This window comes from Phenylobacterium sp., from assembly GCF_013822795.1.
In the GTDB taxonomy this organism is placed as follows: domain Bacteria; phylum Pseudomonadota; class Alphaproteobacteria; order Caulobacterales; family Caulobacteraceae; genus Phenylobacterium.
This window is the reverse complement of record NZ_PNLB01000007.1, coordinates 170,809-181,876: the sequence shown is the minus strand read 5'-3', so window position 1 is coordinate 181,876 and position 11,068 is coordinate 170,809. Positions and strand designations below refer to the sequence as shown.

The following is an 11,068-nucleotide window of genomic DNA, read 5'->3' as shown; positions in this document are numbered from 1 at the left end:
GTATAGTGGAGGCCGCTTCCCCCCCGCAAGCACGTGACAGAAGAAGCAGCATAGCTTAACGCCGCTGCGACCCACGAAATTCGAGGCAAGACATGACTTCTCCGACCCCTTTGATCGCCGGCAACTGGAAGATGAACGGGGTCGCCGCGTCGCTGGCGGAGGCCCAGGCCGTCGCTGCCGGGATCGAAAACGCCAAGGCGCGCGTGGCGATTTGCCCGCCCGCGACGCTGGTCGCCCGGGCCGCGGCGGCGCTCGAAGGCGGCAAGGTGTTGGTTGGCGGCCAGGACTGCCGCGCCGAGGCGTCGGGCGCCTTCACCGGCGACGTCGCGGCGGAAATGCTGGTTGATGCGGGCGCCACCCTGGTGATCCTCGGCCACTCCGAGCGTCGCGCGGGCTATGGAGAAACCGACGCGGTGGTGTCCGCCAAGGTCGACGCTGCACTGCGCGCGGGGCTGGAGCCGATCGTCTGTGTCGGCGAGACCCTGGCTGAGCGCGAGGCCGGCGACGCCCTGGCGGTGGTGACCGGGCAGGTGAGGGGATCGCTCCCGGCCGAACTGGCCGGCAAGGCCTTCTGCGTCGCCTATGAGCCGGTCTGGGCCATCGGCACCGGCCTGACGCCGACCACGCCGCAGATCGAGGAAGTGCACGTCGCGATCCGCGCGACCCTGGTCGAGATGTTCGGCGAGCACGGCAAGAGCGTCGCCATCCTATATGGCGGGTCGGTGAAGCCCTCGAACGCCGCCGAAATCCTCGGCGCGGCCGAGGTCGGCGGGGCGCTGGTCGGCGGCGCGTCGCTGAAGGCTCAAGACTTCCTGGGCATCATCAACGCCATCTAAGCCCGCTTAGTCGGGCGGGCCTTTCAGCTCGACGGTGTTGCCTTCAGGGTCCTGGATGTAGATCGATGGCCCTTCACCGTCGGCGCCGAAGCGCGGTGCGGTTTCGCCGACCTCGACGCCGTGAGCGGCCAGGTGGTTGCGGATGGCGGTCTCGTCGAACGGCCGGACGACAAGCGCGAAATGGTCGAGATTACGCCCGTCGGGACCGGGCGCGGGGCCGCCCTGGCGGCCCAGCTTGCCGTCGATGGTCACGAGATCGATCAGAGACGTCCCGACCCGCATGTGGGTCATGCCGAGGTCAGGACGGTCCCACTCCACCGGGCAGCCCAGAACGTCCCGGTAGAAGGCGATCATCTTCTCCTTGTCGACGATGCGCAGGACGATGTGGTCGAGACCGGCGCCTTGGATGGGATGGGTCATGTGATCCTAGTTAGGCGGCCAGTGGCGGCTTGCTAGAGCAGCAGGCCGAACAGCCGGCAGTCGCGGTGTTCGCCGTCGCGCAGCACGTGGCCGCGCAGCAGGCCTTCCTCCGCGAAGCCGAGCTTCTCGAGCAGTGCGTCCGAGCGCAGATTTCCCAGATGCGTGCGGGCGGACAAGCGCCGCAGCCCCATCGCCGCGGCATGGCCGACGACGGAGCGCATGGCCTCCAGCGCGTAGCCCTGGCCCCAGGCCCCGCGGCCCAGCATGAAGCCGATCTCGGCGCGCTTGTGCCAACGGTCGATGTCCGAGAGGTCGCAGGCGCCGAGGAATTCGTCGCCCTCAAGGGTGTGGATTGTCCAGTGCAGGGCCTTGCCGGCGTCGGCCGCTGCGACCTGACCCTCGACGATGGCGTGAACCAGGTCGGGGTCGTCGACTTCCGAAATGTCCCAGTGAGCCATCACCTCGGGATCGCTGAGCAGCGGAAACAACAGCTCGGCGTCCGGCGTGGTGAGCGGTCGCAGACTGAGACGTTCTGTTTCCAGAATCATTGACCTTGTCCGAGCGATGCGACGCGCTAGCTATGGCCTTACGCGTTGCCTGGTGGTAAGTCGCGCGCTTCATTTCGGAGCGGGGGACCGCCCGAAGTCATTGGATACGTCATGCTGCTCGGCATTCTGCTCACCATTCACATCATCGTCTGCATCGCCCTGATCGCTGTGGTTCTGCTGCAACGGTCTGAAGGCGGCGCCTTGGGCATGGGCGGGGGCAATACCGGTTTCATGACGGCGCGTGGGGCCGGCGACCTGCTGACCCGCACCACCTGGATCCTCGGGGGCGTGTTCTTCGTCCTCAGCCTGACGCTGACCGTTCTGGCCGGCCAGGAACGCGGCGCCTCGTCGGTCGTCGATCGCATCAAGGTCCAAGGCCTCGATCCGAACCAGCTGAACCAGCCGGCGGCTCCGCAACCGGCGGCTCCGGCTGCTCCCAGCGACGCGCCTGCGCCGCTGAGCGCCCCGACCCCGCAGGTCCGCAGCCCCTTCGAAGCGCCGGCCGCGCAAGTCCCGGCCGCGCCGCAGACCGCCCCCGCGGCGCCGTCCAACCCTTAAGCCCAGTATGATCGTGAGCCTGACAGAAAAGCCGCTTCGGCGGCTCGTTCGGCGTTTGTGCGCGCCGCTCCTCGCAGAATTTTGCTCTCAATCCACAGGCTTTGGCGAAACGCCGCAGGGCGCCCGCCGCGAATCGGAGGTAATCTGAACGCCCATGGCCCGGTACATTTTCATCACCGGCGGCGTGGTCTCCTCCTTGGGAAAAGGTCTCGCTTCCGCCGCCCTTGGCGCGCTTCTGCAGGCTCGCGGCTATAAGGTCCGCCTGCGCAAGCTCGACCCCTATCTCAACGTCGATCCGGGGACGATGAGCCCCTATCAGCACGGCGAGGTCTTCGTGACCGACGACGGCGCTGAGACCGATCTCGACCTGGGGCACTACGAGCGCTTCACCGGTGTGAACGCCACCAAGGCGGACAACATCACCACCGGTCAGATCTACAAGACGATCATCGAGAAAGAGCGCCGTGGCGACTATCTCGGCGCGACCGTCCAGGTAATCCCGCACGTCACCGACGAGATTCGGAACTTCGTCCTCTCAGATCCAGGCGAGGGCGTCGATTTCGTGCTGGTCGAGATTGGCGGCACCGTCGGCGACATCGAGGGGTTGCCGTTCTTCGAGGCGATCCGCCAGCTGGGCCAGGAGCTGCCCCGCGGCCACGCCTGCTACATCCATCTGACGCTGCTGCCGTACATCAAGACGGCCGGCGAGATGAAGACCAAGCCGACCCAGCACTCCGTGAAGGAGCTGCGCTCGATCGGCATCCAGCCTGACATTCTGCTCTGCCGTTGCGAGCAGCCGATTCCGGCCAGTGAACGCCGCAAGATCGGCCAGTTCTGCAATGTGCGTGAGAGCGCGGTGATCCAGGCGATGGACTCGCCGAACATCTACCACGTGCCGCTCGACTATCACGCCCAGGGCCTGGACCGCGAAGTGCTGTCGGTGTTCGGCCTGCTGGATGCCGCTCCGGCGCCGGACCTGTCGCGCTGGCAGTCGATCTCCAACACCCTGACCCACCCGGACGGCGAGGTGAACATCGCCGTCGTCGGCAAGTACACCGGCCTGACAGACGCCTATAAGTCGCTGGTCGAAGCCCTGGTGCACGGCGGCGTGGCCAACAACGTCGGCGTCAAGTTCGACTGGATCGAGGGCGAGGCCTTCGAGCGCGAGGAGGGGCTGATCTCCGAGCGCCTGACCGGGGTCCATGGGGTTCTGGTGCCGGGCGCCTTCGGCGAGCGCGGCTCGGAAGGCATGATCCGTGCGGTCCGGTTCGCGCGCGAGCACGAGATTCCCTACTTCGGCATCTGCTTCGGGATGCAGATGGCGATGATCGAGGCGGCGCGGAACCTGGCTGGCATGAAGCAGGCCTCGTCGACCGAGTTCGGGCCGACGTCGGAACCGATCGTCGGCCTGATGACCGAGTGGGTGCGCGGCAACGAGCGCGAGACCCGCAAGGAAGGCGACGCCCTCGGCGGCACCATGCGCCTGGGCGCCTACGAGGCGGTGCTGACGCCGGGCTCCAAGGTCTCCGAGATCTACGGCTCGAACACCATCAGCGAGCGCCACCGGCACCGCTACGAGGTGAATATCAGCTATCGCACAGCGATCGAGAACACCGGCCTGTCGTTCTCTGGTCTTTCGCCCGATGGGGTGCTGCCGGAAATCTGCGAGCGCAGCGACCACCCCTGGTTCGTCGGCGTTCAGTTTCACCCGGAACTGAAGAGCCGCCCGTTCGACCCGCATCCGCTGTTCACTGGCTTTATCGGCGCCGCCAAGGAGCGGAGCCGGCTGGTCTAGGCCGGAAGATGCTCCCCCTTTGGGGGAGCTGTCAGCCGCATGGCTGACTGAGGGGGACTTTGACGCTTCTGCCTTGAGAGCAGTCCCCCTCCGTCTCGGCGCTTTGCGCCGATCCACCTCCCCCAAAGAGGGGAGGATCGAGGAGGCTTCAATAGCGGTGGTTTCTGGGGTCTATTCGCCCGATGCTGACCCGTGACGACGTTCGCAGCATCGCGCTCGCCCAGCCCGAGGCCTACGAGGCCGATCATCACGGCATGCCGTCGTTCCGCGTCGGTAAGAAGATCTTCTGCACGATCCACCAGGACCAGCCGCGGACGATGCTCAAGCTCGATCCCGAAGATCAGCACAACCTGGCTGAGGGCAGGCCCGGCGTCGTCGAGCCGGTTCCGGGCTATTGGGGCAAGAATGGCTCGACTTTTGTGTGGTTCGAGCGAATCGACGAGGCCGATTTGGCCAAGCTGATGCGGATGGCCTGGGTGCAGGTGGCCCCGAAGGCCTTACAGGCAAACGTTTTGCACGGGATTCACAAGGGCGGTTGAAACCGCGGACGTTTTCCGGCATACACCCGCGCTCACGTCGGCGGCCGCCCGTTCGGCCGCCTTCTCCATTTTCTACGCCTGCGAGATTTTCCGATGGCCGTTCCGAAGCGAAAAGTATCCCCCTCGCGGCGCAACATGCGACGCTCGCACCACGCGCTGGGCGCCAACTCCTATGTCGAAGACAAGGAAACCGGCGAACTGAAGCGTCCGCACCACGTGGACCTGAAGACCGGCATGTACAAGGGCCGTCAGGTCATCACGCCGAAGGCTGACTAAGCCATCGACGTTCCGGCGCCTCGCGCGCCGGCGAGTTTCGAAAGCCCCCGTCCGGGATGCCGGGCGGGGGCTTTTGCATGGGCGCGGCGGGCTGGCGATTTGCTCACGCGGACGAAGGTGGCTAAACGAACGCGCGCCTTTCCCGCCCAAAGACCTGGAGCTCCCATGACCGAAATCATCGACATCACAGCCCGTGAAATCCTGGATAGCCGCGGCAATCCGACGGTCGAAGTCGATGTCGTCCTGGAAGACGGCTCGCTGGGGCGCGCGGCGGTCCCGTCCGGGGCCTCCACGGGCGCGCACGAGGCGGTCGAGAAGCGGGACGGGGACAAGAGCCGCTACGGCGGCAAGGGCGTCCTGCAGGCCGTGGAGGCCGTCAATGGCGAGATCTACGACGCGCTGTCGGGCTTCGACGCCGAGGACCAGCGTCGCCTCGACCAGCGCCTGATCGAACTGGACGGCACGCCGAACAAGGCTCGCCTGGGCGCCAACGCGATCCTGGGCGTCAGCCTGGCCACCGCCAAGGCCGCGGCCATCAGCGCCGGCCTGCCGCTCTACAAGTACGTCGGCGGCGTCTCGGCCCGCGTGCTGCCCGTGCCCATGATGAACATCATCAACGGCGGCGCCCACGCCGATAACCCGATCGACATCCAGGAATTCATGATCCTCCCGACCGGCGCCCCGACCTTCGCCGAAGGGCTGCGGATGGGCGCTGAAATCTTCCACGGCCTGAAGAAGGCTCTGAAGGACGCCGGTCACAACACCAATGTTGGCGACGAGGGCGGTTTCGCTCCCAACATCGGCTCGGCTGAAGAAGCCCTGGCCTTCATCGTCAAGGCGGGCGAGGCGGCGGGCTACAAGGCCGGTTCGGACTTCCAGCTGGGTCTCGACGTCGCTTCGACCGAGTTCTTCAAGGGCGGCAAGTACGTGTTGGAAGGCGAGGGCAAGACCCTCGATCCGGCCGGCATGGTCAAGTACCTGGAAGGTCTGGTGAAGAACTTCCCGATCGTCAGCATCGAGGACGGGGCGGCCGAGGACGACCTCGAGGGCTGGAAGCTGCTGACCGAGGCCCTCGGCGGCAAGGTGCAGCTGGTCGGCGACGATCTGTTCGTGACCAATCCGGCCCGCCTGTCGATGGGCATCGACAAGGGCTTGGCCAACTCGATCCTGGTGAAGGTCAACCAGATCGGCACGCTGTCCGAGACCATGGACGCCGTCGAAATGGCCCACCGCGCTGGCTACACGTCGGTGATGAGCCACCGCTCGGGCGAGACCGAGGACTCGACCATCGCCGACCTCGCGGTCGCCATGAACTGCGGTCAGATCAAGACCGGCTCGCTGGCCCGCTCGGACCGTACCGCCAAGTACAACCAACTGCTGCGTATCGAGGAAGAGCTGGGCGACCAGGCGATCTATCTCGGCGCCAAGGCGCTCAAGCAGCGCTAGGACGCGCTGACTTCGGCGGGCAGGATTTTTCGCATCCGGCCCGCCGAACCGGTGTTTGTAACCGGAAATTAAGCACGTTTGCGTGAGATGTCGCTGATCAGGAGTCTTAGATTCGACCGTGTTCGCGCGCTTCCGTCCATATCTGCCGACCGCGGCGCTCGTGCTCCTGATCTTCTATTTCGGGTTCCATGCCTTCACCGGCGAGCGTGGCCTTTTGTCATCCACGCAACGGGATGCGGCCCTCGCGGCCAAGTCCCAGGAACTCGCCGACCTGCGCGCCCAGCGCCAGGATCTGGAGGCCCGCGCTAAGCTTCTGCGCGATTCCAGCCTATCTGCCGACCTACTGGAAGAACGTGCCCGTTCCCTGCTAGGTTTCGGGCATCCGAACGACTATGTGGTCCGCGTGAAGCCCTAGGGCGGATTCGTTCGTTCATTAACGACCCGAAAGCGTGGAATTTAACCGCGCAAAATCATTCCTACGGGAGAGACAGATGGCGCGTGGGCAAACCAGCTCCGCAGCTAAGCGCAAGAGCAATGACTCCGACGGCGGCGCCGTAGGCGGCGTGACCAAGGACGAGCTGCTCAAGTACTATCGCGACATGTTGCTGATCCGCCGCTTCGAGGAGCGAGCCGGCCAGCTCTACGGCATGGGCCTGATCGGCGGCTTCTGCCACCTCTACATCGGCCAGGAAGCGATCGCGGTCGGCGTGCAGGCGATCAAGGAGCCTGGCGACCAAGTCATCACCGGCTATCGCGACCATGGCCACATGCTCGCCTGCGGCATGGATCCGCGCGAGGTCATGGCCGAGCTGACCGGCCGCGTCGGCGGCTCGTCGAAGGGCAAGGGCGGGTCGATGCACATGTTCTCGACCGAAGCCGACTTCTACGGCGGGCACGGGATCGTCGGCGCGCAGGTCGCGCTCGGCACCGGCCTGGCGCTGGCCAACCACTACCGCGACAACAAGAAGGTTTCGTTCACCTACTTCGGCGACGGCGCGGCCAACCAGGGCCAGGTCTACGAGAGCTTCAACATGGCTCGGCTGTGGAACCTGCCGGTCGTCTACGTGATCGAGAACAACCAGTACGCCATGGGCACCTCGATCGAACGCTCGTCGTCCGAGACCCATCTCCACAAGCGCGGCTCGTCGTTCCGGATCCCGGGCGAAGAGGTCGACGGCATGGACGTGTTGGCCGTGAAGGCGGCCGCCCAGAAGGCCGCCGACCACGCGCGTTCCGGCGAGGGGCCCTACATCCTCGAGATGAAGACCTATCGCTATCGCGGCCACTCGATGAGCGACCCGGCCAAGTACCGGACCCGCGACGAAGTCGACGAGGTGCGCAAGACCCGCGACCCGATCGACCATGTCCAGGAACTGCTGGAGAAGAACGGGTGGGCCGACGAAGCCGCGCTCAAGGCCATCGACGCCGAAGTGAAGGCGATCGTCGCCGATTCCGCCGAGTTCGCCCGGACCTCGCCCGAGCCTGAACCCTCCGAACTCTATACGGACGTCTATCTGGAGGCCGCTCAGTGACCGACGTCCTTATGCCTGCGCTTTCCCCGACCATGGAGGAAGGCACCCTCGCCAAGTGGCACGTGAAGAAGGGCGACGCGGTCCGGTCCGGTGACGTGATCGCCGAGATTGAGACCGACAAGGCGACCATGGAGGTCGAGGCCGTCGACGAGGGCACGGTCGAGGAGATCCTTGTTCCTGAAGGCTCCGAAGGCGTGAAGGTGAACACTCCGATCGCCCGTCTCTCCGGCGACGGCGCGCCTGCCGCGGCTCCGACCCAAGCGGCCAAGGAACCCGAGGCCGCCGCTCCCCCGGCTGCCGAGCCGCGGCCGGAAGGCGAGGCGACGGCGCCGGTGGTTCCCAAGGTCGAACTGCGTGATCCCGAGCTGCCCGAGGGCGTAAAGCTGGTGAAGACCACCATCCGCGACGCGCTGCGCGACGCGATGGCCGAGGAGATGCGCAAGGACGACAAGGTGTTCCTGATGGGCGAGGAAGTCGCCCAGTACCAGGGCGCCTACAAGGTCAGCCGCGACCTGCTGCAGGAGTTCGGCGACAAGCGCGTCATCGACACCCCGATCACCGAGTACGGCTTCGCCGGGCTCGGCGTCGGCGCCGCCATGGCCGGGCTGAAGCCGATCGTCGAGTTCATGACCTGGAATTTCGCCATGCAGGCGATCGACCACATCATCAACTCCGCCGCCAAGACGCTCTACATGTCCGGCGGCCAGATCAAATGCTCGGTGGTGTTCCGCGGTCCCAACGGCGCTGCGGCCCGCGTGGGCGCCCAGCACAGCCAGGACTACTCGGCCTGGTACGCCCAGGTCCCTGGTCTGAAGGTCGTCGCGCCGTACGATGCGGCCGACGCCAAGGGCCTGCTGAAGGCGGCGATCCGCGATCCGAACCCCGTCGTCTTCCTCGAGCACGAGATGATGTACGGCCAGGAGTTCGACGTTCCCGAGGACGTCGACTGGGTGGTGCCGATCGGCAAGGCCAAGATCCGCCGCGAAGGCAAGGACGTGACCATCACCGCCCACTCGCGGATGGTCGGGCTGGCCCTGAAGGCGGCCGAGGAACTGGCGGCCGAGGGCATCGAGGCGGAGGTCATCGACCTGCGCACCCTGCGTCCGCTCGACCACGAGACCATCGTCGAGAGCGTCAAGAAGACCAACCGCCTGGTCACGGCCGAAGAAGGCTGGGGCCCGATGGGCGTCGGCGCCGAGGTCGTGGCGCGGGTGCTGGAGCATGCGTTCGACTATCTGGACGCGCCGCCGGCCCGCGTGCACCAGAAGGACGTGCCGCTGCCCTACGCGGCCAACCTGGAGGCCCTCTCGTTGCCCTCGGTCGAGGACATCGTGAAGGCGGCCAAGGCGGTCGCCTACAAGTGATGACCGGGCGCTCATGACCACGCTTGCCGGCCACTGCCACTGCGGCGCGATCCGGGTGGAGCTCGAGACCGGCAAGCCGGCCGGCGAGCTTCCGCTGCGGTCCTGCCAATGCGGCTTTTGCCGGCGACACGGGGCCATGACCACCAGCGACCCGGACTGCCGGCTCAACATCGAGGCGGCTCCCGGATCGCTCAACCGCTACCGGTTCGGCCGGCGGATGGTGGAGGCTCTGCTCTGCGAGGAGTGCGGCGTCTACGTCGCCTCGGTCATCCAGCTCGAAAACACGATGCTCGCCACGCTGAACGTGGCGGGCGTCGCCCTCGACGGGTTCTCCGGCCGCTCTGGAGAACCCGTCGCCTATGACGACGAAACTGACGAGGACAGGCTGGCCCGGCGAAAGGCGCGCTGGACGCCTACCGTGCTTGTCGAAGCCTCGCCCAGCGCCTGAGAAGCTTGAAGATGTCCATTGATGTTCTGATGCCCGCGCTCTCTCCGACCATGGAAGAGGGCACGCTCGCCAAGTGGCACGTGAAGAAGGGCGACAAGGTTTCGTCCGGCGACGTGATCGCCGAGATCGAGACCGACAAGGCGACCATGGAGGTCGAGGCGGTCGATGAGGGCGTGGTCGAGGACATCCTGGTGCCGGAAGGCGCTGAGGGCGTGAAGGTCAACACCCCAATCGCGCGGCTGAGCGGCGACGACGCCGGCGCTGCAGCTCCGGCGCCCAAGGCTGAACGGGCGAAGGCGGAAGCTCCGAAGGCCGAACCGGCGAAGACCGAAGCGCCGAAGCCGGCTCCTGCGCCCGTTGCAGCGGCCCCCGCGCCCGCCCGGACCTCGGGCGAGCGGGTCTTCGCCTCGCCGCTGGCGCGCCGGATCGCCGGGCAGAAGGGGCTGGATCTCGCCCAGGTGCAGGGCTCGGGCCCGCACGGACGCATCATCAAGCGCGACGTCGAGGGCGCGACGCCTCAAGCGGCCAAGCCGGCCGCTGGCGCTGCGGCGGCCGCGTCTGCGCCGCGTCAGGCGCTGAGCCTGGCCCAGATGGGCATCCCGGACGGCAGCTACGATCTCATCCCGCTGGACGGCATGCGCAAGACCGTCGCGCGGCGGATGACCGACAGCTTCCGCGATGTGCCACACTTCCCGCTGACCATCGACCTGGAGATCGACGGCCTGTTGGCCAGCCGCGCCAAGATCAACGCCATGTTGGAGAAGCAGGGCGTGAAGGTCAGCGTCAACGACCTGGTGATCAAGGCCGCCGCCGTGGCGCTGAAGCAGGTGCCGGAGGCGAACGCGTCCTATTCGCCCGAAGGCATCGCCATGCACCACAACGCCGACATCGCCATGGCCGTGGCGATCGAGGGCGGCCTGATCACCCCGATCATCCGCAAGGCCGAGACCAAGGGCCTGGCCCAGATCGCGGTCGAGGCCAAGGACCTGGCCGAGCGCGCGCGCACCCGCAAGCTGAAGCCCGAGGAGTTCCAGGGCGGCACCTTCTCGGTGTCGAACCTTGGGATGTTCGGCATCAAGTCGTTCGGCTCGATCATCAACGAACCGCAGGGCTGCATCCTGTCGGTCGGCGCCGGCGAGCCGCGTCCGGTGGTCAAGAACGGCCAACTGGCGATCGCCACGGTGATGACCGTCACCTTGTCCTGCGATCACCGCGTGGTGGACGGCGCGACCGGCGCGCGCTGGCTACAGGCCTTCAAGGCCCTGATCGAAGACCCCATCACGATGATCGTCTGAGGAAGCAGTAA

Annotated in this window: 13 protein-coding genes; 11 read left to right on the top strand and 2 right to left on the bottom strand. The window is 66.4% G+C overall.

Annotated elements, in window-relative coordinates; all coding sequences use genetic code 11:
• Positions 1-92: 92 nt before the first annotated feature.
• Positions 93-836 carry a triose-phosphate isomerase gene (gene tpiA, locus C0481_RS08540; protein WP_293402637.1) on the top strand — a complete coding sequence of 248 codons (744 nt, stop codon included), beginning with the start codon at positions 93-95 and terminating at the stop codon, positions 834-836.
• A gap of 6 nt (positions 837-842) precedes the next feature.
• On the opposite strand, the gene C0481_RS08535 is transcribed toward tpiA, so the two are convergent.
• Together C0481_RS08535 and C0481_RS08530 are read right to left on the bottom strand one after the other, a co-directional pair.
• The gene (locus C0481_RS08535; RefSeq protein WP_293402636.1) at positions 843-1,256 is read right to left on the bottom strand and encodes a VOC family protein; all 414 of its coding nucleotides are present in this window, start codon (positions 1,254-1,256) and stop codon (positions 843-845) included.
• Between the two features lie 32 nt (positions 1,257-1,288).
• The gene (locus tag C0481_RS08530) at positions 1,289-1,804 is read right to left on the bottom strand and encodes a GNAT family N-acetyltransferase (protein WP_293402635.1); all 516 of its coding nucleotides are present in this window, start codon (positions 1,802-1,804) and stop codon (positions 1,289-1,291) included.
• A 111-nt stretch (positions 1,805-1,915) separates the two neighbouring features.
• Here C0481_RS08530 and secG point away from each other — a divergent pair, with 111 nt between their 5' ends.
• The 10 genes from secG (at position 1,916) to C0481_RS08480 (ending at position 11,057) form a co-directional block, all read left to right on the top strand.
• Entirely contained in the window at positions 1,916-2,362 is a 447-nt protein-coding gene (gene secG, locus C0481_RS08525; protein WP_293402634.1) for a preprotein translocase subunit SecG, read from the top strand.
• Between the two features lie 154 nt (positions 2,363-2,516).
• Complete coding sequence (locus C0481_RS08520) at positions 2,517-4,157, top strand: CTP synthase (RefSeq protein ID WP_293402633.1); 1,641 nt, start codon at positions 2,517-2,519, stop codon at positions 4,155-4,157.
• 182 nt (positions 4,158-4,339) lie between these two features.
• Complete coding sequence (locus C0481_RS08515; RefSeq protein WP_293402632.1) at positions 4,340-4,696, top strand: MmcQ/YjbR family DNA-binding protein; 357 nt, start codon at positions 4,340-4,342, stop codon at positions 4,694-4,696.
• Between the two features lie 93 nt (positions 4,697-4,789).
• Positions 4,790-4,972 (top strand): 50S ribosomal protein L32, encoded by a 183-nt coding sequence (gene rpmF, locus C0481_RS08510; protein WP_056018768.1) that lies wholly within the window; start codon positions 4,790-4,792, stop codon positions 4,970-4,972.
• A gap of 165 nt (positions 4,973-5,137) precedes the next feature.
• On the top strand, positions 5,138-6,418 hold the full coding sequence (gene eno / locus C0481_RS08505) for a phosphopyruvate hydratase (protein WP_293402630.1): 1,281 nt from the start codon (positions 5,138-5,140) through the stop codon (positions 6,416-6,418).
• Between the two features lie 118 nt (positions 6,419-6,536).
• On the top strand, positions 6,537-6,833 hold the full coding sequence (locus C0481_RS08500) for a septum formation initiator family protein (RefSeq protein ID WP_293402628.1): 297 nt from the start codon (positions 6,537-6,539) through the stop codon (positions 6,831-6,833).
• 76 nt (positions 6,834-6,909) lie between these two features.
• Positions 6,910-7,950 carry a pyruvate dehydrogenase (acetyl-transferring) E1 component subunit alpha gene (gene pdhA, locus C0481_RS08495; RefSeq protein WP_293402626.1) on the top strand — a complete coding sequence of 347 codons (1,041 nt, stop codon included), beginning with the start codon at positions 6,910-6,912 and terminating at the stop codon, positions 7,948-7,950.
• Entirely contained in the window at positions 7,947-9,314 is a 1,368-nt protein-coding gene (locus tag C0481_RS08490; protein ID WP_293402624.1) for a pyruvate dehydrogenase complex E1 component subunit beta, read from the top strand. The genes pdhA and C0481_RS08490 overlap by 4 nt, the downstream gene beginning before the upstream one ends.
• Before the next feature lie 13 nt (positions 9,315-9,327).
• Entirely contained in the window at positions 9,328-9,762 is a 435-nt protein-coding gene (locus C0481_RS08485; protein ID WP_293402622.1) for an aldehyde-activating protein, read from the top strand.
• Between the two features lie 11 nt (positions 9,763-9,773).
• Positions 9,774-11,057 carry a pyruvate dehydrogenase complex dihydrolipoamide acetyltransferase gene (locus tag C0481_RS08480; RefSeq protein ID WP_293402620.1) on the top strand — a complete coding sequence of 428 codons (1,284 nt, stop codon included), beginning with the start codon at positions 9,774-9,776 and terminating at the stop codon, positions 11,055-11,057.
• The last annotated feature ends 11 nt before the right edge of the window (positions 11,058-11,068 follow it).

What these genes read in the sequence shown, in the direction of transcription:
- tpiA (WP_293402637.1), top strand. Translation starts at nt 93, where the DNA reads ATGACTTCTCCGACCCCTTTGATCGCCGGCAACTGGAAGATGAACGGG.
- C0481_RS08535 (WP_293402636.1), bottom strand. Translation starts at nt 1,256, where the DNA reads ATGACCCATCCCATCCAAGGCGCCGGTCTCGACCACATCGTCCTGCGC.
- C0481_RS08530 (WP_293402635.1), bottom strand. Translation starts at nt 1,804, where the DNA reads ATGATTCTGGAAACAGAACGTCTCAGTCTGCGACCGCTCACCACGCCG.
- secG (WP_293402634.1), top strand. Translation starts at nt 1,916, where the DNA reads ATGCTGCTCGGCATTCTGCTCACCATTCACATCATCGTCTGCATCGCC.
- C0481_RS08520 (WP_293402633.1), top strand. Translation starts at nt 2,517, where the DNA reads ATGGCCCGGTACATTTTCATCACCGGCGGCGTGGTCTCCTCCTTGGGA.
- C0481_RS08515 (WP_293402632.1), top strand. Translation starts at nt 4,340, where the DNA reads ATGCTGACCCGTGACGACGTTCGCAGCATCGCGCTCGCCCAGCCCGAG.
- rpmF (WP_056018768.1), top strand. Translation starts at nt 4,790, where the DNA reads ATGGCCGTTCCGAAGCGAAAAGTATCCCCCTCGCGGCGCAACATGCGA.
- eno (WP_293402630.1), top strand. Translation starts at nt 5,138, where the DNA reads ATGACCGAAATCATCGACATCACAGCCCGTGAAATCCTGGATAGCCGC.
- pdhA (WP_293402626.1), top strand. Translation starts at nt 6,910, where the DNA reads ATGGCGCGTGGGCAAACCAGCTCCGCAGCTAAGCGCAAGAGCAATGAC.
- C0481_RS08485 (WP_293402622.1), top strand. Translation starts at nt 9,328, where the DNA reads ATGACCACGCTTGCCGGCCACTGCCACTGCGGCGCGATCCGGGTGGAG.
- C0481_RS08480 (WP_293402620.1), top strand. Translation starts at nt 9,774, where the DNA reads ATGTCCATTGATGTTCTGATGCCCGCGCTCTCTCCGACCATGGAAGAG.